The organism is Pararobbsia alpina, from assembly GCF_965118125.1.
Taxonomy (GTDB): Bacteria; Pseudomonadota; Gammaproteobacteria; order Burkholderiales; family Burkholderiaceae; genus Pararobbsia; species Pararobbsia alpina_A.
Genome location: NZ_OZ221287.1, coordinates 451,282 through 477,210, shown reverse-complemented (window position 1 = coordinate 477,210; position 25,929 = coordinate 451,282). Strand labels below are relative to the sequence as shown.

General features: G+C 60.9%; 25 protein-coding genes and 1 tRNA gene. 11 read left to right on the top strand and 15 right to left on the bottom strand.

Annotation, left to right across the window (positions count from 1 at the left end; translation table 11 throughout):
• Window positions 1-56 precede the first annotated feature (56 nt).
• Both mnmE and ACMFWR_RS01960 read left to right on the top strand, forming a co-directional pair.
• Entirely contained in the window at window positions 57-1,448 is a 1,392-nt protein-coding gene (gene mnmE / locus ACMFWR_RS01965) for a tRNA uridine-5-carboxymethylaminomethyl(34) synthesis GTPase MnmE (protein ID WP_413193374.1), read from the top strand.
• Window positions 1,449-1,621: 173 nt separating this feature from the next.
• A complete protein-coding gene (locus ACMFWR_RS01960; RefSeq protein ID WP_413193373.1) occupies window positions 1,622-2,305 on the top strand; it encodes a DUF433 domain-containing protein in 684 nt (227 codons plus the stop codon).
• Between the two features lie 69 nt (window positions 2,306-2,374).
• On the opposite strand, the gene ACMFWR_RS01955 is transcribed toward ACMFWR_RS01960, so the two are convergent.
• Window positions 2,375-3,205 carry a hypothetical protein gene (locus ACMFWR_RS01955; protein WP_413193372.1) on the bottom strand — a complete coding sequence of 277 codons (831 nt, stop codon included), beginning with the start codon at window positions 3,203-3,205 and terminating at the stop codon, window positions 2,375-2,377.
• A 361-nt stretch (window positions 3,206-3,566) separates the two neighbouring features.
• Here ACMFWR_RS01955 and ACMFWR_RS01950 point away from each other — a divergent pair, with 361 nt between their 5' ends.
• Complete coding sequence (locus ACMFWR_RS01950) at window positions 3,567-3,782, top strand: hypothetical protein (protein WP_413193371.1); 216 nt, start codon at window positions 3,567-3,569, stop codon at window positions 3,780-3,782.
• Window positions 3,783-3,892: 110 nt separating this feature from the next.
• Here the strand turns inward: ACMFWR_RS01950 and ACMFWR_RS01945 are convergent, their stop codons facing one another.
• The 3 genes from ACMFWR_RS01945 to ACMFWR_RS01935 form a co-directional block, all read right to left on the bottom strand.
• On the bottom strand, window positions 3,893-4,360 hold the full coding sequence (locus tag ACMFWR_RS01945) for a hypothetical protein (RefSeq protein WP_413193370.1): 468 nt from the start codon (window positions 4,358-4,360) through the stop codon (window positions 3,893-3,895).
• A gap of 233 nt (window positions 4,361-4,593) precedes the next feature.
• Entirely contained in the window at window positions 4,594-5,487 is an 894-nt protein-coding gene (locus ACMFWR_RS01940; RefSeq protein WP_413193369.1) for a ferritin-like domain-containing protein, read from the bottom strand.
• A gap of 171 nt (window positions 5,488-5,658) precedes the next feature.
• Window positions 5,659-6,408: a YdcF family protein gene (locus ACMFWR_RS01935; RefSeq protein ID WP_413193368.1), complete on the bottom strand. Its 750-nt coding sequence runs from the start codon at window positions 6,406-6,408 to the stop codon at window positions 5,659-5,661.
• 195 nt (window positions 6,409-6,603) lie between these two features.
• On the opposite strand from ACMFWR_RS01935, the gene ACMFWR_RS01930 reads away from it, so the two are divergent.
• Window positions 6,604-7,479 (top strand): DMT family transporter, encoded by an 876-nt coding sequence (locus ACMFWR_RS01930; protein ID WP_413194737.1) that lies wholly within the window; start codon window positions 6,604-6,606, stop codon window positions 7,477-7,479.
• Here ACMFWR_RS01930 and ACMFWR_RS01925 read toward each other — a convergent pair.
• Window positions 7,476-7,718, bottom strand: coding sequence for a hypothetical protein (locus tag ACMFWR_RS01925; protein ID WP_413193367.1), 243 nt, complete (start codon window positions 7,716-7,718; stop codon window positions 7,476-7,478). The two genes, ACMFWR_RS01930 and ACMFWR_RS01925, sit on opposite strands and share 4 nt — an antisense overlap.
• Before the next feature lie 614 nt (window positions 7,719-8,332).
• Here ACMFWR_RS01925 and sap1 point away from each other — a divergent pair.
• Entirely contained in the window at window positions 8,333-8,680 is a 348-nt protein-coding gene (gene sap1, locus ACMFWR_RS01920; RefSeq protein ID WP_413193366.1) for a surface attachment protein Sap1, read from the top strand.
• 139 nt (window positions 8,681-8,819) lie between these two features.
• On the opposite strand, the gene ACMFWR_RS01915 is transcribed toward sap1, so the two are convergent.
• From ACMFWR_RS01915 to ACMFWR_RS01890, 6 genes are all read right to left on the bottom strand, one after another.
• The gene (locus ACMFWR_RS01915; RefSeq protein ID WP_413193365.1) at window positions 8,820-10,256 is read right to left on the bottom strand and encodes a sugar efflux transporter; all 1,437 of its coding nucleotides are present in this window, start codon (window positions 10,254-10,256) and stop codon (window positions 8,820-8,822) included.
• Window positions 10,257-10,688: 432 nt separating this feature from the next.
• A complete protein-coding gene (locus tag ACMFWR_RS01910; protein WP_413193364.1) occupies window positions 10,689-11,078 on the bottom strand; it encodes a type II toxin-antitoxin system VapC family toxin in 390 nt (129 codons plus the stop codon).
• Window positions 11,075-11,323, bottom strand: a complete 249-nt coding sequence (locus tag ACMFWR_RS01905; RefSeq protein ID WP_413193363.1) for a type II toxin-antitoxin system Phd/YefM family antitoxin — start codon at window positions 11,321-11,323, stop codon at window positions 11,075-11,077. Before ACMFWR_RS01905 ends, ACMFWR_RS01910 begins: the two co-directional genes overlap by 4 nt.
• 261 nt (window positions 11,324-11,584) lie before the next feature.
• Window positions 11,585-12,703 carry an ABC transporter ATP-binding protein gene (locus ACMFWR_RS01900; protein WP_413193362.1) on the bottom strand — a complete coding sequence of 373 codons (1,119 nt, stop codon included), beginning with the start codon at window positions 12,701-12,703 and terminating at the stop codon, window positions 11,585-11,587.
• 514 nt (window positions 12,704-13,217) lie between these two features.
• A complete protein-coding gene (locus ACMFWR_RS01895) occupies window positions 13,218-14,282 on the bottom strand; it encodes a LacI family DNA-binding transcriptional regulator (protein ID WP_413193361.1) in 1,065 nt (354 codons plus the stop codon).
• 235 nt (window positions 14,283-14,517) lie between these two features.
• Window positions 14,518-15,657, bottom strand: coding sequence for a porin (locus tag ACMFWR_RS01890; RefSeq protein ID WP_413193360.1), 1,140 nt, complete (start codon window positions 15,655-15,657; stop codon window positions 14,518-14,520).
• A gap of 672 nt (window positions 15,658-16,329) precedes the next feature.
• Here ACMFWR_RS01890 and ACMFWR_RS01885 point away from each other — a divergent pair.
• Window positions 16,330-16,890 carry a GNAT family N-acetyltransferase gene (locus ACMFWR_RS01885; protein ID WP_413193359.1) on the top strand — a complete coding sequence of 187 codons (561 nt, stop codon included), beginning with the start codon at window positions 16,330-16,332 and terminating at the stop codon, window positions 16,888-16,890.
• Between the two features lie 183 nt (window positions 16,891-17,073).
• On the opposite strand, the gene ACMFWR_RS01880 is transcribed toward ACMFWR_RS01885, so the two are convergent.
• A complete protein-coding gene (locus ACMFWR_RS01880; protein ID WP_413194736.1) occupies window positions 17,074-17,811 on the bottom strand; it encodes a sulfite exporter TauE/SafE family protein in 738 nt (245 codons plus the stop codon).
• A gap of 270 nt (window positions 17,812-18,081) precedes the next feature.
• On the opposite strand from ACMFWR_RS01880, the gene ACMFWR_RS01875 reads away from it, so the two are divergent.
• Entirely contained in the window at window positions 18,082-18,249 is a 168-nt protein-coding gene (locus ACMFWR_RS01875; RefSeq protein ID WP_413193358.1) for a hypothetical protein, read from the top strand.
• Window positions 18,250-18,462: 213 nt separating this feature from the next.
• A complete protein-coding gene (locus ACMFWR_RS01870; protein WP_413193357.1) occupies window positions 18,463-18,984 on the top strand; it encodes a hypothetical protein in 522 nt (173 codons plus the stop codon).
• 124 nt (window positions 18,985-19,108) lie between these two features.
• On the opposite strand, the gene rtcR is transcribed toward ACMFWR_RS01870, so the two are convergent.
• Window positions 19,109-20,704, bottom strand: a complete 1,596-nt coding sequence (gene rtcR / locus ACMFWR_RS01865) for an RNA repair transcriptional activator RtcR (protein WP_413193356.1) — start codon at window positions 20,702-20,704, stop codon at window positions 19,109-19,111.
• 699 nt (window positions 20,705-21,403) lie between these two features.
• Between rtcR and ACMFWR_RS01860 the strand changes: the two genes are divergently transcribed.
• Together ACMFWR_RS01860 and ACMFWR_RS01855 are read left to right on the top strand one after the other, a co-directional pair.
• Entirely contained in the window at window positions 21,404-22,543 is a 1,140-nt protein-coding gene (locus ACMFWR_RS01860) for a slipin family protein (protein WP_413193355.1), read from the top strand.
• 69 nt (window positions 22,544-22,612) lie between these two features.
• Window positions 22,613-23,452, top strand: coding sequence for a nucleotidyltransferase domain-containing protein (locus tag ACMFWR_RS01855; protein WP_413193354.1), 840 nt, complete (start codon window positions 22,613-22,615; stop codon window positions 23,450-23,452).
• A 137-nt stretch (window positions 23,453-23,589) separates the two neighbouring features.
• Here the strand turns inward: ACMFWR_RS01855 and ACMFWR_RS01850 are convergent.
• A tRNA-Lys gene (locus ACMFWR_RS01850) sits at window positions 23,590-23,665 on the bottom strand.
• 180 nt (window positions 23,666-23,845) lie between these two features.
• Between ACMFWR_RS01850 and ACMFWR_RS01845 the strand changes: the two genes are divergently transcribed.
• Window positions 23,846-24,715, top strand: coding sequence for a patatin-like phospholipase family protein (locus tag ACMFWR_RS01845; RefSeq protein WP_413193353.1), 870 nt, complete (start codon window positions 23,846-23,848; stop codon window positions 24,713-24,715).
• 187 nt (window positions 24,716-24,902) lie between these two features.
• Here the strand turns inward: ACMFWR_RS01845 and ACMFWR_RS01840 are convergent, their stop codons facing one another.
• Entirely contained in the window at window positions 24,903-25,925 is a 1,023-nt protein-coding gene (locus ACMFWR_RS01840) for a D-2-hydroxyacid dehydrogenase family protein (protein ID WP_413194735.1), read from the bottom strand.
• Window positions 25,926-25,929 lie beyond the last annotated feature (4 nt).

The following is a 25,929-nucleotide window of genomic DNA, read 5'->3' as shown; positions in this document are numbered from 1 at the left end:
AGGCATCACGCTACAATTCGCGGCCAACGACGCGCCCGTGCTACCGAGACTTCACCATGCTTGCTACCGATCAGGATCCGATTGCCGCCATAGCGACTGCCGCGGGGCGCGGGGGGATCGGCGTCGTGCGCGTCTCGTTCGGCAAACACCGTGGGGAAGTGGTCGAGTCGGCCATCGAGGCACTCTGCGGTCAGGCGCTGACCCCGCGCCACGCGCACTACTGCGGATTTCACGATGGCCGCGGCGAGATCCTCGACCGTGGGATTGCGCTGTACTTCACCGGGCCGAATTCCTACACCGGTGAAGCCGTGCTGGAACTCCAGGCGCACGGCGGTCCCGTGATCATGCAGCTGCTGTTGCAGCGTTGCATCGAGGTCGGGCGCGCGATGGGTGTGCGGCTCGCGGAGCCGGGCGAATTCACGCGTCGCGCGTTTCTGAATGACAAGCTCGATCTCGCACAGGCCGAGGCCGTCGCCGATCTGATCGAGGCAAGCACTGAAGCCGCCGCCCGATCGGCCGGACGCTCACTCGATGGCGCGTTCTCGAAACTCGTTCACGCGCTCGTCGAAGACGTGATCAATCTGCGCATGCTCGTCGAAGCGACGCTCGACTTCCCTGAAGAAGAAATCGACTTTCTCGAAGCAGCCAATGCACGCGGCAAGCTCGCGGCGATCCGGGCCTCGCTGGCGCACGTGCTTGCGGACGCACGTCAGGGTGCGCTGTTGCGCGAAGGCATGTCGGTCGTGCTGGCGGGCGAGCCCAACGTCGGAAAATCGTCGCTGCTGAACTCACTCGCGGGCGCCGAGCTCGCCATCGTGACGCCGATCGCCGGCACCACGCGCGACAAGGTCGCGCAGACCATCCAGATCGAAGGTATTCCGCTGCATGTGATCGATACGGCAGGTTTGCGTGCGACGGAAGACGAAGTCGAACGCATCGGCATCGAGCGGTCGTGGAACGAGATCGAACGTGCCGACGTCGTGCTGCATCTGCTTGATGCACGCGAAGGCATGACGGTCGACAACATCGGCATCGCGTCGCGATTTCCGGCGGGCGTGCCCGTCCTGCGGATCGTGAACAAGATCGACCTTGCCGGTGAGCACGCGCAAGTCGTGATCGATGATGAGGGCGATGCCGTCGAGGTGCGCCTGTCTGCACGCGAAGGCGAAGGCATTGATCTGCTGCGGGCTGCGTTGCTCAAGATCGCCGGATGGCAACCCGGCGGCGAGGACGTGTTTCTGGCGCGCGAACGTCACCTGACCGCACTCCGCGCCGCTGCCGAGCACCTGGCCATCGCGCACGACCACGCCGAACAACGTTCAGACTCGCTCGATCTGTTCGCGGAAGAGTTACGTCTCGCTCAGGACCAGCTCAACTCGATCACCGGCGAGTTCAGTTCGGACGATTTGCTGGGTGTGATCTTTAGCCGGTTTTGTATTGGGAAGTAGGGCACCTCTCAGCACACCCGGGCGCTCACATCTAAATGCGGTGAAACGACTCGCACGATAAGCTCCGACCGGTGCGACCACACGTCGCAGACCGAGCCTGCTCGGATTCAGTAGAATTCGTCATCTTGCACTGCCGAATCCATCGGCGACCAAACGAAACGGGAGGGGCGTACATGCAGTTGACCGGCGTAGGCCTGTACACCTTCCCTGAAGCCGCCAAACTGACGAAGGTTCCGCTTCGTGATCTTCGTCGCTGGCTGAATGGATATCCCTCTCGAGACAAGCACGGTGCGCGGAAAGCCAACGCGCCGCTTTGGGAAACTGAACTGTCCGACGATTGTTTGGACGCGATCAGTTTTCACGATCTTCTCGAGGTTCGGTTTGTTCATGCTTTCCGCAAGCATGGCGTCAGTCTCCATACCATTCGGCTAGCGAGCCAGCGTGCGCGTGAGCTGTTCGAGACCGACTACCCCTTTACCTCGCGCCAGTTCCGTACAGATGGCCGATCTATCTTTGCTTCGGCGCTTCAGGAAACGGGCGAAACGCAGCTGCTAGATCTGGTCAAACAACAATACGCTTTCCGGAAGATCATCGAACCGTCGCTCTATCGAGGCATCGAATTCGATACGAACTCGACTGCCGCGCGGTGGTATCCGTCATCAAAAACCCGAGCAATCGTTCTCGATCCGAAGATCGCATTCGGCAAGCCCGTCGTGACTCACGGGTCTATCAGAACGTCGGTTTTGTACGACGCCGTCGTCGCAGAAGGCGACAAGCAGTTTGTCGCCAAACTTTATGAAGTGCCTGCGACAGCGGTTGAGGCGGCCGTGGCGTTTGAAGAGAGCCTGACCGCGTGAATTTCTTTGTCGATAACAACCTGCCGCCGGCCCTTGCAAAGGCACTGCATGCGTTATCCGAGACAGACGTCACATCATCCCGCCGCCCATCCCGCCTATACCGCCGCTTTGTCCTCCCGCTCCGCCGGTGTTGGTGGTGCCTGAATTGGGGATCGGGTTTGCGGCGCCTGCGGCGGTCACGGCGCTCGACGTTGCTGCTACTGGCATGCCATTGACGTCGACTGCGCCGGCGGTGTTGAGCATTTCGAGATCGGTGTCTTCAGCAGACTGCGTCGCAGAGAACGATTGCGTCAGAAACGCGGTGGTCGTTAGCGAGACCTGATTGCTTTTATCGAGTGTCTGCACGACGGCCGTTTCGGCGCTCGTCACGTCCGCTGCATTGCCCAGCACTTGCTCGATCGTCACGCTTGATGTCAGGCCTGCGAACAGGCCGGTGAGATTGGTGCCGAGTTGCGCGGACAGGTAGTCGAGCAACAACTCAGTCTCCGGCGTCGTGTTGAATGTGCCACCGGCGAAGGCCACCGAATGCAGTACCGTCGATCCGGATGTGACCGTGATTAAACACGGCAGTGCTGCCATGAACGACGCGCTGTAATTGCCGTTGGCATCGCTCGTGGTGCTCCCCGATCCTCGTGCACAGGTCATGCTGACCGACGCATTGGCCAAGGCTTTTCCTGTGGCCGCTGTGCCTGACATCGTCACGGGCGCCGTCGAGGTGCCGCTGCTTGCGGTGCCTCCGCCACTCCCTCCGCCTCCGCACGACGCGAGCAGCAATACGCTCGCTATCCACAGCGATGCCCGCTGTCGAGCAACGGCAGTGTCGGCAACCGAGGCTTGATGTGCCCAGGTAGGCAGCTCGACAAGGGATTCGAGAAACGGCTCGACCGGTGCGCTGTGCATGGCATGCCCCTCGCGGTGTGTCCCACGCGATGGCATCGCACATGACGTCGCCTGATCAAAACGTAGGACTGCGACGGGTAAACGAGCTGCAGCAGCAATCTATTCACGCCGGCGCGCATCAATCACGCATCGCACACGAGCTCCATCGCCCAACCTATGGTGGTGTCGCAATCTCCGGATGCGTAACGCGTCACCCAACGCTGAGGATGAAGCGCCCCATGCACGGCACGCCTGCGTACCGGCACGCTCCCATCGGCACACCTTACGTCTGACCTTTCACATCGTTACACCTGTGTTCCATCACCGTCTTTCGCGGGCATCCCCCGTGCTGCCTGACAGGATATGGAAAGGGAGAACGATCATGAAAACGATCCTCGTCATTTCAGCCGCAGCGAGTGTAGTGGGTCTGCTAGGAGGATGTGTCGCCGAAGGACCGCCGCAATACGCATATGGACCCGCTTACGGGCCGGGACCCGGCTACTATGAGCCCGCCCCGGCCTACTACCCCGCACCTGAGCCATCGGTCAGCGTCGGCATCGGCATCTCGAACTACGGCGATCATTGGCACCATCGGTAGGACGATGTCTCGCTTGAACGCATTGCCTGTCGAGGCGGGGACGGAGCTTCCGGCCCGCGTCGACCGAGGCTAACGTCACAACGCTTTCGGCGTCACGGCGGGGCCGAGCCTCACTTGCCCGACACGATGATCTTGAGCTTCGTGCCACCGGCCGTCGTTGCAGAGATCTCCGTCCGGGAGCCTTTCGGTCCGATGTAAAAGTGCTGCAGCCCCGGCGTGTTCTGATCATGCGTCGCAGCGGGCAGGCATGACGCGATATCCGCCGCGACAGCCTGCAGCGCATCGGCGACCGATCCGGCGCCGGGGTTCGGTGACCACTGACACTCATAGGTATCGTGCGAACCCGTGCACGACGCGTCGCTGCCATAGGGCTGAGCGACGGCCCTTCCGTCGTTGGGTCCCAATGTTTCAAATCCCTGCGGCGCCGCCGAGACAATGCGTTTGAGCGCCGCACACGGGCTCGGCGTGTCGTCGGCATACGCGGCGACCGCACTGGCAAAGCCCGATGTGACAATCAGGCCTGAGACGATGGCACGTGCGGCGACGTGCCCGACACTTCGGGTCGTGCTTCTTGTCATGATCCATCCTCCGGTAGGTCGAAACCTCGTCGGAGGGGCGATGATGAACCTCATCGCAGCACGCACGTCATGCACGGACCGCGGATCCATCCGACTCGCTTCGTGATCAGCAAGAAGCGGGCCTCAGCCAACCTTCGGCGCACGGGACGCGCGAGGCCCGAGCCTCATCGGGAAGCGCGAGGCCCGACCCTCACCGGGGGACGCAGCACGCACGTTCGGCGGCCCCGGGGTCGCTACTTGAGGAACCTGCGCGCCAGTCGCGCCATGAATGGCACGATGCGCGGCCGCAGCAACCGCCGGTCGTACCCGGCCATCCGGCGCTCGTTCTCCTCGAGACAGAGATCGATCATCTGCGCCGGGCTCAGTTGCACACCGACCGCACCTGTTCCGTTGACGGTGAAATTCGTATCCTGCACCGCGCCATCCGCGTCGAGCCCCTTCGCGAGACCGATGCGCTCCCAGATCAGATGAACCCAGACGGCTGCCGTCTTGACCACGAACCACGGGCGTCGCCACCACGGCATGTTCCGGCGATACCACGCGGCCCAGTTCACGAAGAACAGGATATGGCGTCCCTCTTCCTGAATGACAGGCTCGAACGTTTCGATCAGCTCGGGCGGAAAGTAGCCCGAACGTCGCGCGACTTCAAAGAGTCCGAACGCAAAAAAACTGTCGATGCACTCGCCATAGCCGATCGCCATCCAGCCCCACTCCGGGTCCTTGGGCGCCGGATAGTCCGGTTCGGGCTCAAGCGTAATACCGTATGCCTCGACGAGCTTCGACAGCACAGCCTTGTGGCGCAGTTCCTCATTGCCGTCCATCTCGAGCGCGCGCCGGAGCAAGGGGTCGTCGACAGTATTCGCAAACGTCTCCACGCTGATCGAGGCGCTGCCCTCTTTCTGGACAGCGATGTTCCAGATGGGCAACGACGTGACGCGCTGTAATGCCTCGGGCGACAACGTCGGCCAATCGATGACAGCAGGCTTATAGGGGTTGTGCGTCTCGAGCAGCATGTCGCAGAACATGTTCAGATGCTCGCGAGATCCGATCTTGACGCGGCCTGGCCCGGGATGAGACCAGTTCCGCATCGCGTGGTCGGCTTGGCCTTGCGACAGGACATCAGACATTGGCAGCCCCAGGTTCTTGGGAAACGGGTGCAAAAAAAATGGCCGGCGGGGCAGAGCTGCCCGCCGGCCAGCACAACGATGTTAGCCAAATGCAAACTTTTGCGCAGATCACGCCATGGAACTGGGCGTGATATCCACGCGGACTGTGTCGCTCCGGATGACGTGGTGAGCCTAGTACCAGCCCAATGCTGAGTACACCTTGAGCTGTAACAGGCCAAGCCACTCATGCGTGCCGATCACCGTGAACCGGACATTTTCGAGCAGCGGTCGAATCGGTCGCAGCAAGTCGTGGGCGCGCGGGGGCGACAAGGGCGATTCGACAGCGATCGGATCGACGCCGAAGCGACCGAACATCGCGAGCGCGCGACGCATGTGATACGGCGTCGTCACCAGATAGACCTGCGTCGAGCCCAATGCGCCGAGCATCGGTGTGGTGAATTTCGCGTTCTGGTAGGTGTTGAGACTCTTGCCTTCGACGCGCATGTCGCGTTCGGGAATGCCCAGCGCGAGCATGTCGCGGTGGAAAGCTTCGGCCTCGGGGATACCGTGCTTCTGAGGATCGCCACCACTTAAATAAAGGGTGCACGAGGCCGACACACTTTTGCACCGCTCATAGAGCGCGCGCGCCGTGAGTTCTTTGGTTTCCGAATCGCGCTGCGGCACGTATTGGTTGAGATCATCATCGAAGCGGGTCCCACCTCCGAGCACGACAATGGATACCGACGACGCACACGGCGGCAATGGCCGGATCTCCGCGACGCGGAGCCGCTCGAGCAGATGCGAAGGCAGCCAGCCGGACAGCACCGCCACGATGCACACGGCTCCGGCGGACACGGTGAGCCAGCGCCAGGCCGGCAGCCAGCGGAACACGACGTACCAGCCGACGACCAGCAGCACAAACAGCGTTTCGACCAACAGCATGGGGTGGTTCCTCACGCGAATGCGCGTCCGGGCAGATGGGATGCGCAAGCGTAACCCGGATTGATGACGCCGGAACCATCCGGTCAGTCATGTGTGAATGGCGCTGGCCGCGGCCCCCGAACCGGTTGGTTGCGCATCCGACTCCTCCGCGTCGACTTCCTGATACGCTGCGCCGACCGCTTCTGCTTCGCTGCCATGCTCTACATTCTTTTCTCCGCCAGCGCGTTTGGCGCGCTGGCCATCTTTGCGCGATTCGCCTATGCCGCGGGCGTCGACGTGATGACGCTGCTGTTTCTTCGTTTCGGTCTTGCGGCGCTGGTATTTGTCGGGCTGGCCGTCGCGCGCCGCCAATCTTTTCCGCGGGGCCGGGAGCTCTTGATCGTGACGGGCATGGGCGCGCTCGGCTATGCGGGCCAGTCGTTCTGCTATTTCTCGGCCTTGCGCTATATCTCGCCCGGGCTCGTCGCGCTGCTGCTCTATTCTTATCCGGCAATCGTGACGGTGCTTGCGGCTATATTCCTCCACGAAAAACTTCGGGCGACCAAGCTGGTGGCACTCGCGCTGGCGCTCGGGGGCCTGGCGGTGACGATCGGCAAGGTGGGGGAGGTGAACCTGCTGGGGGTCGCGCTAGCGATCGGCGCAGCGCTGATTTACTCGGTCTACATCCTGGTCGGGACACGGGTGCTCTCCCGCGTTTCACCGGCACAGGTCTCGACGATCGTCTGCGGGGCGGCGGCAGTCGTATTCGGCGCATTTGTCGCGGCGCGCGGCGCAACCTGGCCCCATTCCACCGGCGGTTGGCTTGCGGTCGCGGCGGTCGCGCTGGTGTCGACGGTGATTCCGATTCTTTGCTTCTTCGCCGGGCTGGCCCGAATCGGACCGGTCAACGCAGCGATGCTGTCGACGCTCGAACCCGTCGTCACGATCGCGCTCGCCTGGCTGGCATTTGGGGAAGCGATGACGCCAATTCGATTGCTCGGTGGCGTGATGATTCTGGTCGCGGTGCTCGTTCTCGCCCGGACCGACGATGCGCCCGATGCTCATCTCCCCTCGAAAGGACCGGCGGCTTAGCTCATTGGTGCGGAACGCCAGAACTTCGGGTTTGCCAATGAAGCGCGCTCATTAACCTCTGCCATTGAACATTCGCCAAATGGCATTTCGACCCTGCCGAGTAACCCGTTCCAATGAATTGTCGTTTTGACAGCGCCAAGCTTGAAGCGAATCTCTCCGCGACGAGCCCGATCGTCATCGTGAATTGATCTTCGTTTGGCCACCTTGTGGCGCAAACGCACTGCCAGTGCGATTTCCACGAGGCAATTTCATTGGGGATACCGAAACGGAGAAATAAAAAAACCGCGCTCGGAACGAGCGGGCATATGTCTTGCGAATAGAGAATCGGCTCGGGAGTTTTGAGCCTAGCAGTGTGTGTCTCTACTACCCGGTGAGTTTGAGCCCGGCGCCAAGCGCCGGGCGTTTTTTTGTGCGCGCCGTCTTGTCGTTATTACGCTTCAAACAGGTGGTCTCCCCGCGCTTCGAAATGTAGTGCGGCGCACCGGCAGCGCCCATCGGGAGTTGTACGGATTATGCGTTTTAGCCACAGGTCCGCCCTGAATGCCGCTTCCAGCCTTGGCGTCCTCTGCTCAGGCAGCTTATTTGCGCTCGCAGCAAAATCAAATTAATCACGTCATTAACTCATCAGGAAATCCCTGATATTGCGGCTTCGCACAATAATCTGATATCGCGCTCATCAAGCCAGCAAATAGCGGTATTGAGCGACTTACAGAACTGGCGGATTTTCGTGCTGCGTTCGCACAAATAAATTCCTTGTTTAACGAATTAATTCACCTAGCATAAAGATTGCGGACACGGGAAATGGAATTAAGTACATAGCTCATCTGAGTATGCGTTCGCACGGAGACAAAATATGAAACTCAAGCAAGCAGTGATTTCGGTCATCGTTGCCACGCCCGCCTTGATGGGCTTCGGCGCACTTGCCCATGCGGACGGGGTCGCACCGGCGCAGAGCTTTCATTTCAAACCGGGATCATATGGCTGTCTTTCCAAAGACAAGTTCGATTCGGCGTTTCAGCACGAACAAGCCGGGGAACACGGACAGGCCCAGCAATACTTCACCGGTTATGACTGCGTCAACACGCCGCAGGAAAGCGAATTCCGCGCGATCAAGGTGATCGGACACGACGTCGAATTCGTCGGCGCCACCAACGGGGATACCGAAGGCCTCTGGACGACAGACGCCTTTATTCGCCAATAACGGCGATTACCCTGCTTTGATCTGAAAGTAGCCCGCCCACGCCGGTCCGATTATCGGACCGGGGTTCGCTCGCCCGATTGATTCGGGCTTGTGGCGTTTGCGCTTGAGCGCAAATGATCGGAGATGTGAAGCGGGGGCTTCAGCGTGCCAGCTTTGCAGCGCCCGCCTTGCCTCGCACCCGCGCGTCCTGCCGCGCCAGATAGACGAGCATCACGAACGCAATGCTCGACAGCACGGCACACATGATGAATACGTGCCAGTAGCTGAACATTCCCGCTATCCAGCCCGTCAATACGCCCGCGACAATCGCACCGACCCGGTTCGTATTAAAGAACAACGTCGTCGCGCTGCCGGGCTCGTTCGGCATCAATTCCTGGAAGTACTGCATGCCCAGGCACGAGAAAACCGACACGACGACCGCATTGGCGGCCTGTAGCGGTATCAGATGCTCGGCGCTGTCGGCGAGCATGATGCCGATGAAATAGATGACGTGAATCAACGCACCCGCAGCAATCAGCTTGCTTTTGGGCAGCCGTTTCGAGCTCAGCCCGAAGCCGAGCATGATCGGCACTTCGAGCAACGCACCCCAGCCGAACATCATGGCGACCTGGTGACTATTGCCATGCAGCACGTTGACCATATAGATGGGCAGCGCAATCATCACGGCTGCGCCCGACATACCCACGAAGGTGAACGCCGTGAAGGCGAGCAGGATCGTGGTGTCGACGCCGAAGCGCTTCATGAGCGATTGGCCGCCGGCTTTGACACCGGCCATGGTGCCGTGCGCAGACGTCTTTGTGCTCGTGGCGACCGGCCGCGATGCCGACTGCGCGATGGTGGCCGTCGACGCGCGCGATGCGACGGCGGGCGGGTTGCGACGCAAAGGCGCGTCGGCTGCAGCCGGGTGCTCGGGCAGCGTCAGTTCCGGTAGCCCGCTGTCGAGCGGCATGGCCGGCGGTGTATGCACAGGGTGCGAAGCGGACGCCGGCTGCGTCTTCGCACGGAATACCAGGAGCCCGGCCAGCGCGAAACAGCCCGCGGCGATACCGAACAGGCCGTCGAAGTCGAGCAGGCTCAGCAGAATGGCGCCGATCGAGGGGCCGAATACCCAGGCGATCGACACGAGCGTACGCAGCCCCGCCTGTCCGAGGTCTTCCTCTTCGCTGTCGGAGAACGCGAGCGCGGTCTTCGAGAAAGCGAACATCTGCGGGAGGATGGCGGCGGCGATCCCCAGGAACACGCAGCCCAGCACGAGAATCAGCCAGTAATTACTCGTCAGGCCGAGACCACCGTAACCGATCACGGCAGCCAGATTTGCGACGAGCACGTAAGGCCGGCGATTGGGCGCTGCATCCGAGCGCTTGCCGAGATAGCGGCTGATGACGACACCCGAGATGGCCATCATCGTCATGAAGAAGCCCAGTTTTCCCGGGCTCATATGGGCGTGATTCACGCCGTACAGCGAAACATACGGTGCGGTGAACGAAAGCGCCGTTCCCAGCACGAACATCGCGATGGCCATCGGCGTAAAGCCCGACAACCGGAGCAACTTTACAAATTTGTGAGTCTGACCCACTTGATACTCCCGCGGCACAGAAGCCGACGAATTCTGCCGATTCCACTCAATAGAAGTGCAAACGTTTTCCGCCGGACAACGGATGACATATCCATTCAATTCATTGTCGCGCGGTAAAGATCGGTCGAATTGACGCTAAACCGTTGCGTGCAAATGAATTGCGTTGCGTGCGGGATTCGGGCCGGCAAGCCTCGACGAAAGCGTCAGTTTGGCAGAGATGCCGGCAGTCACGCGAGGATCGAGCCCGGTATTTGTTTAATTCAACACAATAGCAACGGTCAAAGCGTATCGGCCGTTATTCCGACTAACGACACATTGCTTAATAACTGAAGGGGTTTGAGCGGACGCGCGGAATGCCATGGCGGGCCGGCATCGCAGTGAACGCAGAACAGGGGGCGCGCGCGACGGGAGCCCGCGCGCATCGGGAACGAACTACCAGATGGTTTCGACGTGGGTCAGCGCCCGCACCTTGGCGTTCTGCGTCACGAGCGGTCCGCCGAACGTCCGGGCGGTCGCGACGATGATGCGTTGATTCGATGGCAGCGTCGGCGACAGGCGCGCGGCCCGAAAGGCGATCTCGGCATCCACCGGGACAATCCGGACGCCCTCGATCGACGCCACGGTCGCGAGCCAGCTGGGCGTGTCCATCGACAACACGAGCTTGCCGCCTTCGACGAGGTCGGCCACTTCCAGTGCACTGATCGACGAAATCAGGATCTCGCCGCCGTTCAGCTCTTTTTCGATCGCTTCACGCGCGGCTTTGCTCAGCGTGCGTCTGCCGCTGAGCCAGCAGACCAGCGCATGCGTGTCCAACGTGATCATTCACCGCTCTCGATGCCAGTCGCTGTTGCTTCACCCGCCACGGGCTGTTCATCCAGTCCATTGAAGTGGACGATCGACGCGCGCAGCACGTCGAGCGGACTTTTCTGAAGCCGGCGATAGGGCCGGATTTCGACCGTCGGCTCGCCGCGATCGGTCACGATGACCGTCTCGCCCAACGTTTCGACATGCCGTAGAAATTCACAGGCCTTGGCCTTGAAGACTGTCTTTGAAACTCGCTTTTCCATCTTTCGTTCCCTAGTGGCTGGTACCGGCATCCGTCACGCGAACCTCGACTCAACCCTGCTCAATGCATCCATGCTGATCGACCCGACTTCTCATCACAGCGAGTGCGCTGCGTCGCTCTGCAGGGGTGCTTGCGAAGTGCGCCGGGATGTCCGGCGCACCCGCTCGAGCAGCCAGAAACGACTGCTGCCGAACGCTCGCTCCGCGCGCCGCATGCCTCGGACGTACCGGGGCATGCACTGCGCGAAGCTTTTCCCGCTACATCACGCCGCTCGCCGCGAATCGCCGCGATCGAACTTCACTGCACGCTCGGCCGAATCGAACAGCACGGCCGCGTCGGGCACCGCGCTGATACCAATCGGCGTGCCCGTGGGCAAACCTGCATCCTTCTTGTCGACCTTGATCGCGATCGGCTTCGACACGCCGTCGATACGCGCATGCAGGATCGATACATCACCGAGGTGCTCGAGCAGCTCGACCTTGGCCGCAAAACCCTGGCCCGCCGGCACGACACTCAAGTGCTCAGGGCGCACGCCGAGCGTGAGGTCGCCCGCGAGCGAACCCTGCGCAAGGCCCGGCAGCGTGATCTGACCCGCACCGCTCGCGAGGGCAATCACCGCACCCGATTCGCTCTGCGAGACGAGCTTGGCCGGCAACATATTCATCTGCGGCGAGCCGAGGAAGCCGCCCACAAACTTGTTCGCCGGACGGTCGTACAGCTCGAGCGGCGCACCGACCTGCTCGATATTGCCCTTGTTGAACACGACGATCTGCTCGCCGAGCGTCATCGCTTCAACCTGGTCGTGCGTCACGTAAATCATCGTGGTGCCGAGATCGCGGTGCAGCTTCGCGAGCTCGATACGCATCTGCACGCGCAGCGCGGCGTCGAGGTTCGACAGCGGTTCGTCGAACAGGAACACGCGCGGCTTGCGCACGATCGCGCGGCCAATGGCCACGCGCTGGCGTTGCCCGCCCGACAGGGCCTTCGGCTTGCGTTCGAGCAGGTGACCGATCTGCAGAATCTCGGCCGCGCGGCCGACTGCATCCTGGATCTCCTTCTTCGATGCACCCGACAACTTGAGCGAAAAGCCCATGTTTTCGGCCACGGTCATGTGCGGATACAACGCGTAGTTCTGAAACACCATCGAAATGCCGCGATCGGCCGGCGGCAAGTCGTTCACCCGTTGACCATCAATAAAGACGTCGCCACCCGTCACGGTTTCGAGGCCCGCGATCATGCGAAGCATCGTCGATTTGCCGCAGCCAGACGGCCCGACAAATACGGTGAACTGACCATCCGGGATCTCGAGGTTGACTCCCTGGATGACTTTCGGCCCTTCGCCGTATGACTTTTCGACGTTGCGTAGTACGAGTTCGCCCATCTTTTACGTCTCCTGATTTCGATACTGGACAGCCCTGACAGCATGCCCTTTTCCGGTTAACGATCGGTTGCGCCTGTACGGTGCGCAATAACGTCGCGAGGCTCGCAGCGCCGGCAGAAACCGGTTCGCGGCCCGCGTACCGATGTCCGCCTTCTCTGAGCGGTGCGCCTGACCGGAGATCGAAACGATTCGTGGCCAGGGTTCGTGCCCCAGGTTCCGCATACGCCTCCCGGAAACTTCCGGAAAAGCACACACATCGCCTGCCGGCCGCGCTTGGAAGAGCCTGGAGGGCCTGTCGTGCCTAGTCACTCAGGTCTGGACAGATTCCTCGTCGGCGCTTTTGCGGCCGTGTTGAAGATGGAAATCGGAGGGTGATTGTATGCACCGTTTTCCGCCCTCAACAATTCGGTACGACCCCTGTCGGCCAAAATCTCAATGCCGATCGGTGATTTTGTTGTCTTGCTACCTTTCTCCATGAAAGCGCATTCATGCGCAGGCAAAAAAAACGATCCCCTTATCCTGCGATTTCGTCAGGTGTCCGATCGAGTGTGTCGACCGCGTTGCGGCGCTGCGTGGTTTCGCGTATTTCCAGTGTCAGCGGCACGGGGTCCATCGTCACCGTCTCGCCCCGGATCAGCTGCACCACCGCGCGCGCAGCGAGACAGCCGATCTCATAGGTCGGCTGACGCACGGTGGTCAACGGCGGCGTCATATAGATGGACGTTGGCAGATCGTCGAAGCCCACGAGGGAAATGTCTTCAGGCACCCGCAGGCCGCGCCGGTACAGCGCGAGGCGCGCGCCATAGGCCATCTGGTCATTCGAGCAGAACACCGCCGTCAGCTGGGGAGCCGTTTCGAACAGGCGCTCCATGGCGCGAAAACCGCCGGCTTCCGTGAAATCGGCCTCGACGACGAGCGACTCGTCGAACGCAATGCCCGCAGCCGCCAGTGCCGCCTGATATCCGACGAAGCGCTCGGTTGAATCGCCGTGATCAGGCGGGCCCGCGACAAATGCGATGTCGCGGTGGCCGAGACCGATCAAATGCGCGGTCGCGTCGCGCGCGCCCGTTTCGTTGTCGATCGGCAGGCAGGCGAGCGAAGGATGCGGCTCGAGTGACCGGCCCAGCACGACGAGCGGCGCGCGCGCCGAGTAGCGTACGAGCAGCTCTTCCGAGATCTGGCCGTGAAGAATGATGACGCCATCAACACGACGCGCGAGCAGCTGCTCGAGCCGCGCAGCCTCTTCCGCCGGGCTCCAATGACTGCTGACGAACAAGGGCGTCAGGCCCGGATCAAGCAAGGTGTCTTCAATGCCGCGCAGCCATTCTCCGTAGAACGGACTCGCAATGGCTTGCGTGAGGACACCGATCGTATTCGTACGTCCGCTTGCAAGACTGCGGGCCAGCACATTCGGCTGGTAATGAAATTCCGCGATCGCCTTTTCGACGGCCTGTTGCTTCGCATCAGAAACGCGAGCCGTCCCGTTCAGAATGCGCGAAACCGTGCTCGGCGACACACCGGCCGCACGCGCGATTTCTTCAAGGGTGACGTTACTGGAACGCGAAGTCGGATCACTCATGCTTCGCAGTGTAGGGGGCATGCAAGCGCTTTCAAATATGGGAGAAACCCTTTGACGCGTTGCAACAGCCTGGTGAACTGCAGAGAGTTCGCGCCCACAAAAAACAAAACCGGTGGGACGCCGCTGGGGAAGCGTCACACCGGCCCTTCTACGAGTAGCTGGTCAAGAATACTGCTTACGTTGTTAGCAACTTATTGCACTACAGGTACCGCGGAGAGTTCTGAACGCGCGTCGATTAGAACGCCGTCATGATCCCGGCGAACACGCCCGTCTGGCTGTGGCCATAAGCCGGGTTGTTGCCGACGATCGCGCCGGTGCTATCCGTGCTGTTGCCATAACCGTCGTTGCCGAGGTCGATATTCGACGTCGAGCTGTTATGGATGTAGCCGAATTCCGTGTACACGAACGTGCGCTTCGACAAGTTGTACGTGCCTGCGAGCGTGTACATCGTCGCATTGCCGTTACCGTGGTTGGCGTTCGTGTGGTACACAGCGGCCGTCAGAGCTGCAGCCGGCGTTGCTTGCCAGGCCACACCACCCCATTCGTGATCAACCGAAGTCGGTGCCGTCACGCCTGCCGGGTTCGCACCCGCCGTGCCGACCACGCCAACGTTCATCGTTGCGTCCGTTGCTGCCGGAGCGTTCAAGTGCTGATAGCCAGCGTAGATCTTGACCGGACCGAGCGTGTACGTACCGCCGCCCATGATCGAACGCGAGTGAGCGTAGACGTTGTCGAACGTGCCTGCGGCGCTGCGGACTTCGTCATAGATGCCGCGCAGTTCGAGGGGACCCAGGTCATAAACCAGTTCGATACCGTCGGTACGGCCTTGGCCGGTCGGCGACGAAGCCTGGTTCCAGTTGTAGTTGTTGGTCACGTCATACTGACCCTTGACCGTCAGGCCCCACAGGTTCGGCGTCGAATACTCGAAGCCGTTCGCTGCGCTCGACCAGTTACGACCACGGACCAGCGTCGAAATTGCATAACGCTGCATCAGCTGCGGGTCGAGACCCCACGAATCCTGCTGGATTTCGCCAGCGCCGAGGTTACCCAACTTGAACGTACCGTAGGCAGCGTTCGTTGCACCGATCGTTGCGTGACGACCGAAGAGTGCGCCTGCGAGTTGGCCGTTGGCCGTGTTCAGCTGGCCTTCCAGTTGGAAGATGATCTGCGTGCCGCCGCCGATATCTTCAGAACCTTGCATGCCGAACCAGGAGCAGCCCCAATCGCCGCTCTCGAAGCTCCACTTGTGGCCGCCGGGCAGGCCGTTTTCGTACTGGAAGCCGTTGTCGATACGGCCATACAGCGTAACGCTGCTTTGGGCTTGAGCAGCGGCTGCGATCGCCAGCAGCGACGTGGTCAAAACAACCTTTTTCATTACGTCTCCTCGATGATTAAAACGCGGGTAGCGCCCCGAATGTCGGCATTTCTCAGCCGCCAAAGCGTCCGAACATGCGAAATGTCTCTTTCACATTTCGGCGCAATTATAGGTTTCACATTTTTGGCGGGGACTCACCGTCTGGCTTAGGGAAAACGCTGTGCAATCAGAAGCTTGCGGAGGGTAAAAGGATGATGTACGGGATGAAAATAGTCAGATTGAACAGGTCGCTAAAACCACGATCCCTTTATAAACAATGCCTTGAAACGATTTGAAATTTAATAACTCGTAGATAATAAACACGTTACTTATAATCAGAGAATATTATTATTGATCGACTGCCGAGGCAGTAATTGGAAATAAGCGCCGAAAGCGCTTTCGCCGAACGTTGTATTCATGCGACGTGATTTGTGCTCTCAAAGTATGTGAATTCGGACAGCCTCTCGTATACCCGCTCCAGGCAATGCTCTCCGGGCGATCGGGCGTTGCGCGGTGTTGCAAAAAGCGGGATTTGAGGCGTGTGTACACACGGCGCTTACGTACCGATATGTATCCAGCGCGATGTCAGACAGGGGGCGAGGGTCCGGCGGGAGGCGAGCGCGGCGGGTTCGGGAAACATGGTGCACAATGCGCCCCCGCCATTCATTCGCCGACGTTGCCGTCATGAGTTCGATGCTGAAATTTCCTGTGGACGGAGTGGTTTCCGAGCGGCTGACGATCCGCCCGATCGCGATCGGCGACGCGGCGGCCATCCTCGACTATCACGTGCGCAATCGCGCGCACCTGCAGCCATGGGAGCCGCTGCGCACTGACGACTTCTATACGTTGCCGTCAACTCAGGCACGTATCGCAGGCACCGTCGCACAGATGCATGACGGGCTGGCCGTCCACCTTGTGTTCATCGACCGTGAAACGGGCGTGCTGACCGGCACCTGCAATTTCTCGAACATCATTCGCGGTGCGTTCCAGGCGTGCCACCTCGGGTTCTCGATCAGCGGGAACGCCGAAGGTCACGGGTATATGCGAGAAGGCGTGCGCCGCTCGATCGACGAGATGTTCGCGCGCTATGACCTGCACCGCGTCATGGCGAATCATCGTCCCGAGAATTTACGCAGCGCCCGATTGCTTCAAAGTCTGGGATTTGAGAGGGAAGGGCTCGCACGGTCCTATTTGAAGATCAACGGCGAGTGGACCGATCACGTCATGACCGCGCTGATCAATCCTGCGCATTGACGGTTGAAGCGCACATCGATCAACGCGTGCCGAGGCGGCGAGGCTGATGCCGAACCGTGAGCACCGGGTCGCCTTGAACGGGAAAGCCGCGCAATAGTGCCGGTGATGTTGGTGAACGCTCGCCGTTCGCAGCGCGCAGCGCGCACTTCGCGGGCTTGGCGAGCCGATTGCGTGCCCGTTGAATCAGACGGGGCGCACAAACAAACCGATCGTCAACGCGATGCCGATGCAGACGATCGCGATCCGCAGGACGCGTTCGTTGACCCGATGCAGGGCCCACGAACCGAACAGGCCACCGACGATGGCGCCCGCGCCCAGTATGATGGCCTCGCGCCAGTGCAGCTGGCTCGAAGTAATGAAGAGCACGACCGCGGATGCATTCATGACGCCCGCGAGCGCGTTCTTGGTTGCACCTGCGCTGCGAGTCGGGAGGCCGGCCATCGTTAGCAGCGCCATCATCAGGAAGCCGATCCCACCTCCGAAATAACCGCCATAGATCGCGACGACAAACTGAGCGGTCATCGCACCGTACCGCCCGAGATGGACCGCAGACTCGCCCGACTTGCGAAAGAAGCTGCCCCACGTGAACACCACAGTCGCGAACAGCACGAGCCAGGGCACCAGATGGGCGAAGAGCGTCGACGGTGTCTTGAGCAGAAGCAATCCACCGAGCGCGCCACCCGCAAGGCTGATCACGAATAACGTCAGAAACGACAGATGTTCGGCACCCGTCACGAGCTTGCGTCCGGCGACACCACTCGCGAGCTGCCCCGGGAACAGCGCAACGGTCGATGTGATATTGGCCGCGAGCGGCGACATGCCCGCGACGATCAGCGCCGGCAACGTCACGAAGGACCCACCGCCCGCAAGCGCGTTTTGAAGCCCGGCCCAGAGGCCCGCAACAAGCACGAGGCCGATGATGCCGATAGGCTCGGACAGTGTGAACGCATGCACAGTCTTGTCTCCTGTCGATCCTCGGGCACCAGGCGGCGAGGTCGCGATTTTTATGGGGTTTTAATGTGCGTGGAGTATCACACGCTATTCCGAAGTGGGCATGCGATTCGTGAGGTCAAAGCCGTTCAAACGTGGCCGTGACCTCGATTTGCTTGAACCGATCAAGCTGCGCCTCCCATCCGAACTTCGTCCGTGTCGAAGAGCCGAACCTGCTCCTTTCAACGTAACGGAGTTCCTATGAAGGACTTGATCAAGGACATCGCCGGCGATCTCAACTGGAACAAGTGGGTGGCGGCCAATTCGCCGGAGGTTGCAACGCTTACGAACGGAAGCAAGACCACGGCGAAACAAGGTTGCGTCGATCCCGACGAGTGGCCGTACAAAGGCACCGAAGGCGCGAACTGATTCAGCGGGCCCTGCACCTCATCACGGCCACACTAGATTGTGCGTGGCCGGGTGAGGACGTCGCTGAAGCGAATCTCGCGTGCGACAACGCTGCCGACGAGCCCGCGGGTCAGCGGGTCAGCGGGTCAGCGGGTCAGCGGGTCAGCGGGTCAGCGGGTCAAGACTGTACCCATCTTCTATCCGCCGCGGAGCCCCCCGGGGTCAACGATTTCCATGAATGACGCCGCATCGCGCTGCCCGTCGCCAGGTCTTGTGTCGATCAAGACACTCAGGTCGCTCGTGTGCCCTCGTCTCTATCAAGAAACCGTGCTGCATGTCGCGCAACAAAGCGAGACCGATAGCGCAGATGCGGAACACCGGATCATCGAGTGCCTCCGGTATCTCTACCTCGTCTCGGCTCACCCAGCGTCGCTGCGCGGGCAGTTCCTGCCTGTCGAGCAAGAGATCGACGACGTCTGGCACTACCTGATCCTGCAAACGCGCGAATACAAAACGCTTTGTGAAGAGCGCTTGCCCGGTCGTTTCTTTATTCACCATCGAAGCCTTCCCTACGGCGAGCACAGGCAGGAGGCGACACGCGAACAGCGCATCGAGGCCGCCTTGCGCTGGTTGCCGCTCTACAGGGACACGTTTGGCGCGATGGACGAACACGCGCTGCCGTATTGGACGATGGCGAAGTTTCTGCGCGGCCAAATGGGACTGTCGCTGCAACAGATCGCTGACCTCGATCGTTAATCGGCCCGACGGCGACGGGAGCCACCGCACCCCCGCCCGAGCAACGGCAGATCGCCAATCAAGGGGGCCATCAGCGCAGGGCGGCAATATAAGGGGCATGTTGGCGAAGAGCGGTAATGCGTTATCAGCGCAGCGAGGCGATGCTGTCCCATTCGACGCCGAAGCGCGCGAGATACTTGCGCAGCCGGTCTGCATCGTTCGGCTGCTTCTTGTTCGCACGTGACACCGCGAACAAGGCGCGTCCGGCTTCGGAAATGCTTGTCGCCGCTGCGCAGACACGCAGCACCTGTTCGAGCTGCATCCGGTCGAACAAGTCGATTTCGGCGGCGCGCTCGCCCAGCAGCACAGCGACGCGACTCGACTCCGTATCGCCGGACCGCCACGAACGTCGCAAGCGCGTGACCTCTTCGACGGCGTTGGCTTCGGTAATGCGACCCGCATCCGACAACGTGGCCATCCGCGTAACAGATGCGGATAACTCGCGGAAATTGCCCGGCCACAACGCGTGAGTCGACGTCGCAAAATCCAGATAGCGCCGTTTGGCTTCCACATTGAATCGAACGCGTTCGCCATTGGCTTCGACGAACCGATCGAGCTCATAGTCAAGATTCGGTTCAATATCTTCGCGACGATCAGCGAGGCCCGGCAAGTCGTAGGTCCACAAATTGATACGCGCATAGAGGTCCTCCCGGAACGCTCCCGCACTCACCATGCGCTGCAAATCGCGATGCGTGCCGGCGATCAACTGGAAATCGCTTGTCGCTTCGATGTCGGCGCCGACCGGCAAAAAGCGCTTCTCTTCGATGGCCTTGAGCAACATCGCTTGCTCGTCGAGGCCCAGTTCGCCGATTTCATCGAGGAAGAGCAGCCCTGCGTCGGCAGCGCGAAGCAGGCCGGCCCGCGCACTCTGTGCTCCTGTGAAAGCGCCTTTGACATGGCCGAACAACGTCGACATGGCCGCATCGCCACGCAGCGTCGCACAGTTGATTTCAACGAAGGGCCCAGCGAGCTTGTGTCGCGCGTGCTTGAGTTCGTAGATGCGCTTTGCAAGAAACGATTTGCCCGCTCCGGTCGGCCCGACCAGCAGCATCGGCGCCCGCGATCGCACGGCGACGCGTTCGAGCTGCTCGATCAAGGCGTTGAACCGGGCATTGCGCGTCGCAATGCCTGCTTTCAGGAAGGAAACGGTCTCGTCGCGTTCGCGCGTGAATCGTTGTGCAATGCGGTCGTATCGTGACAGATCGAGATCGATGACCGATATCTCGCCTGGGCCTTTCGGACCGTCGTCCGAATGCTCGGGTGGTGAGGTCTGCACGAGCCGCGCAGGCAGGTAGCGGGCCTCGGCGAGCAAAAACCAGCAGATCTGCGCGACGTGAGTGCCCGTGGTGATGTGGACGAGGTAGTCCTCCGCGTCCACGTCGAAAGCGTAGCCGCGAGCGAAATCGTGCAGCGTCGCGTACACCTCTTCGAAATCCCACGGGTTACCGATTTCGACCGGCGTCAGCCGCACCTCGGTGCGTGGTGACAACTCAACGATGTCCTCGCGAACGCGATTGGCCAATCGGTCGTAGTCCGGCGGGTAAAGCAACTCGAGCCGGTCGACCGGCATGTCGGGCTGGGTACACAGACTGACCGTAGGGCGCCACTTTTGCCATCGACGCGCGCGCCGTCCCAGGTCGAGCACAGTGCCGAGAAAACCAATCGCAACGGTCTTTCGCATGTTTATCTACAAATATCGGGTGCGATATCAGCGTATCAGAATTTGAGGATACCTCACACCGTCATGCGCACCCTCGGTCAAGGCCCTGTCAACGTGCCTCGTTGCCTCGAGCCAAGCCTGGCAAGGGATTGCGCCGCTTCCCCGCGCAATCGACGCCGCGCTGGCACGGTCCTCGCAATAAGGAAACCGCCGGATGTCCTGCAGGCCCACGAGCCAAGGTTCACAAAGCCTTGCTGGTGCGCTGACACCGAACCCGAAACCCGCGGCGACTGACGTTGCATGCGAGGAACCGGGAGCGTCGTGGCTGCGCATGCCGCCCGCAGGTACTAAGGCAAATCGTAGTGCGTCTGGCGACGTCATCCGGGTTCGATTCCCGGTGCACTGACCAAGCAAGAAATGGAAAGGTAATGCCAACGGCTTCGGCTGACGGCTCGCGGGTTCGAGTCCCGCGCTCCCGGTCTCCGCCGGGGATTCAGGTAGTCACCGCTGGCGCGGGCCGAAAGGCCCGTCGCGCGTCGGATCGGTTTCGGTCCCGCGTGACCGGCTGGGCAGGCGGACGACGTGCAGTCGACGCGGCAATGCAAGAGCATGCGCATTGCTTCGAAGGCTGCGAGCCGTTTCGCGACACCCACCCGTTCGCGTCGTTCCGCGATCCATCCGGCGCGCGTGCCCGGCGGGCAACAAAAAAAGGACAATGTCATGTGGAACCGCGTTGTAGTGAAGAAGAACGAGCGCGCCCTGCTGATGAGCGAGGGTGACTTCGTGAAGGTGCTCGAACCGGGTGTGTTCCGTGCCTTCGATCCGTTTGGTCGGCTCACCGTCAAGACGTGCCAGCTCGACGAGCCGCTCGCTGATGCGTCGCTGGGCGAGTATCTGCGTTGCGCGGCGACGGACGTCGTGTCGCGCTACTTTGTGCCGATGGATCTGGCCGACACCCAGGTCGGGCTGCGTTACGAGAACGACATGCTCGTTGAGGTGCTCGCGCCCGGCACGCGCCGCCTGTACTGGCAAGGGCAAATCGCGCATCGTCTCGAGACGATCGACCTGCGCGCCGGATTTGCGCTGCCGCAGGATCTGGTGACGCAACTGCAACTGCCGGCGCTGCGCACTCGGGCGACAACTGGGCTTGCGGGTGTGCTGCTTGCGCACGTGCCGGCCTACAACGTCGGTGTGCTCAAGGTCGACGGCAAGGTGGAGCGCTTGCTCGAACCGGGCGTGTCGGGCTTCTGGCGTTATGGGCGCGACGTGTCGGTGGATCTGGTCGATAAGCGCCTGCAGGCGCTCGAAGTATCGGGACAGGAGATTCTGACCCGCGACAAGGTCACGCTGCGCCTCACGCTGGCGGCGAGCTGGAGCTACGTCGATGTACTGCGCGCATTCGGACAGCTGCAAAAACCGGTCGATCATCTCTATCGCGAGTTGCAGTTCGCGCTGCGCTCGGCCGTGGGAACGCGTTCGCTCGACGAACTGCTCGAGAACAAGCAGGTCATCGACGAAAGCGTGATCGAACAGGTGCGAGCCCGTATGGAGGGCACCGGTGTGGACGTGCGCAGTGTCGGTGTGAAGGACATCACGCTGCCGGGTGACATGAAGACGATCCTTGCGCAGGTTGTGGAGGCGGAGAAAGCGGCTCAGGCCAATGTGATCCGCCGCCGCGAAGAGACTGCGGCGACGCGCTCTCTGCTGAACACTGCCAAGGTCATGGAAGAAAACCCGACCGCGCTTCGACTCAAGGAGCTCGAAACCCTTGAACGTATTGCGGAGCGTATCGATCGCATTTCGGTGTTCGGGGGACTCGACCAGGTGCTGAACGGTCTAGTGAGCATCAAGCCGACGTAGGAAACAGGTTGTGCCGGCGGTTGCAATTCAATCATTGCACCGCCGGCTGATTGCATCGGGGAGTTTGAAATGAAACGGGAAGAACGGACGACGGTGCGCAGTGCGCACCCGATCGATCCCGCTGTGCGTGAACGTGTGATGGAGGAACTCAGGACCGTCGAGCGGCAACACGATGTTCGGGTGTTGTTCGCTTGCGAATCGGGGAGTCGCGGATGGGGCTTTGCGTCGCCGGATAGCGACTATGACGTGCGGTTCGTCTATGTCCATCGGCGGGATTGGTACTTGCGTGTCGAACCTCAACGCGACGTGATCGAGCGGCCGATCGACGACGTGCTCGACGTCAGCGGCTGGGAGCTACGAAAGGCGCTTCAGCTGCTGCATCGATCGAACCCGACGTTGCTCGAGTGGCTCGATTCGCCGGTGACGTATCGGGAAGATGCGTCGTGGGCGCCTCGCTTGCGCGAACTCGCGACGGCATTCTTTTCTCCGCTGAGAGGTCGTCACCACTACCTGTCGATGGCGAAAAAGAACTTCCGCGGCTATTTGAAGGACGAGACCGTCCGGTACAAGAAGTATCTGTACGTTCTACGGCCTTTGCTGGCCGTTCGCTGGATCGATGCCGGGCTGGGCATGCCGCCGATGCGATTCGCGGATCTGGTCGCGGCAACCGTCCACGATCCTGAACTGCTCGCGGAAGTCGACGCATTGCTCGCGTTGAAGATGCAAGCGACGGAAGGCGAATACGGACCGCGCCGTCCGGCGATCCACGCTTTGATCGAGAGCATGTTGGCCGACGCCGAGCATGATCGCGAATACAAGCGACCGGAAGGAGAAGTCGTTTTGCTTGACCGGTTCTTGCGAGAGGTGGTGAACGGTGTTGAGGCAGCCGCGACAGTCGACGTACAGTAGGGACGGTATAGGCGCCCCTTCATCGACGTCGATACGCATATCGCGCCGCGGCGACTCGCGTCCGTCACATGCAACGCACTACGTCGCGCAAAAGCAAAAGGCCGCTCAGCTTTCGCTGAGCGGCCTTTCTAATTGGGTGGTGGGGCGTGAGTGACTCGAACACTCGACCTACGGATTAAGAGTCCGCTGCTCTACCAACTGAGCTAACGCCCCAACAGAGGTCGAACTATAGCACGACTTTTTTTACGTGCGCTACCCCCTTTCGAAAAAAATCTTGAGAAAGTTTCGATAGAGGTCGTCCTCTCCCGTCAAATCAAGGCTGACGCGGTATCGTTGGGCATCGCGCGTCGTGATGCTTCGCGCCCTCATTCACCATTGTCGAGACTGCAAGGGATGTTCGATCAAGTCGTTTTTGCCGGCGGCGGCAACCGCTGCTGGTGGCAGGCCGGCTTCTGGGATGTCGTATCGGCACGGTTCGACCTCAAGCCGCGTGTGATCTCGGGCATCTCGGCGGGAGCCGCGACCGCCTGCATGCTGTTCACGCGCGACTCGAAGTGGGTCATGAACTATTACCTCGAGGCGCTCCGGCACAACAAGAAGAACTTCTATTGGGGCAATCTCCTTGCCCCGGGCAAGCCCGTATTTCCGCATTACAAAATCTACCGGCAGGCGCTGCTCGATATCTATGGTGAGCATTTCGACGCGCTCAAGCGCGCGCCCGATATCCGGGTCGGTATCTCGCATCTGCCGCGCTGGCTCGGCGCACGCTCGGGCGTCGTCACAGCGCTGATCGCCTACAACATCGAGAAGCACATCCGCAAAACGCTGCATCCGACGCTCGGCCGCAATATCGGATTCCATCGTGAGTTTATTCGCGCGCAAGATTGCGCGACGGTTGAAGATCTCGCCGATCTCATGCTGCAGTCGGCATGCACGCCGCCATTCACGCCGGTCCTACGTCGCGACGGACGGCCTGTGCTCGATGGGGGAATGGTCGACAACGTGCCCGTCGACGGGCTCGACGAATCACCGGGCATGGTGCTCGTCATGGTGACGCGGCGCTATCCGCGTCCGCAGATGTTCGTGATCAATCACGAGCTGCAGCATCGTCTGTATGTGCAGCCGTCAAGCAAGGTGCCCATCTCGAGCTGGGACTACACGAGCCCGCAACAGATGCAGCACGCGTACGACCTCGGACGTCGCGACGGTGACGTCTTTATCGAACGCGCACCGGATTTCATTGCGTCGGCCATCACGCGTTGATGGATCATTGCCTGAGTATCACGGCGATGTCGTATCGTTGAGCGAGGTCCCGCGTCTTCAATGCGGCACATCGCAACGGCGGGAAGTCACACGGCCTTGCACAATCTGCGGCGACGCACGCATCGCCTCATTCGCGTCAATCGGCAATATGTACCCACTACGCTTACACGCTTAGCACGCGCCGGCACTACGTCCGTGTGCGGCGATGCTTGCTCAGTGCATCGGGATTGACCGCGCTGTCGGTTTTCCCGTCGAGATAGTCGAGGATGTTCTGGAACGCGAGGCTGAAGTACAGCTCGTAGCTTTCGTGCTCGACATACCCGATATGCGGCGTGCACACGGCGTTCTCCATGCGCAGCAGGCTGTGCCCCTGCAGGATCGGCTCGCTTTCGAACACGTCGACCGCCACCATGCCGGGACGACCTTCAGTCAGCGCGCTGACGATCGCATTCTCCTCGAGCAACTCGGCACGGCTCGTGTTGACGAACAACGCCGTGGGCTTCATTTGAAGCAGATCGTGACGGCTGATGATCGCTTTCGTGTCGTCGTGAAGACGCAGATGAACGGTCAGCACGTCGGCCTCACGGAACAGGCCCTCGCGACTGTCCGCTACGTCGTAGCCGTCCTTGCGCGCGGCAGCCAGCGAATGCTCGCGGCCCCAGACCAGCACCTTCATGCCGAATGCGCGCCCATAGCCCGCGACAAGCTGGCCGATCTTTCCATATCCCCAGATGCCGAGCGTCTGCCCACGCAGCACGTGACCCAGACCGAAATTCGCGGGCATCGATGACGTCTTCAGCCCCGATTGCTGCCATGCGCCCTGCTTGAGGTTAGCGACATATTGCGGAATGCGACGCTGTGCGGCCATGATCAGCGCCCACGTCAGTTCAGCGGGTGCGACCGGTGAGCCCTTGCCTTCGAGCACGACGATGCCACGCTCAGTGCAGGCTTCGATATCGATGTGCCCGCTTCCGACGCGGCCGGTCTGCGAAATCACGCGAAGCTTGGGAAGTTTGTCGAGCAGTTGCGCGGTCACGCGCGTGCGCTCGCGAATCAGCACCAGGGCTTCAGTCTCGGCGAGGCGGCTCGACAACTGGCCGATGCCACGGACCGTGTTGTTGAACACTTTGACGTCATGGTCGGCCAGCAACGAGAAGCAACTGAGCTTGCGGACCGCGTCCTGATAGTCGTCGAGAATCGCTATTTTCATCATC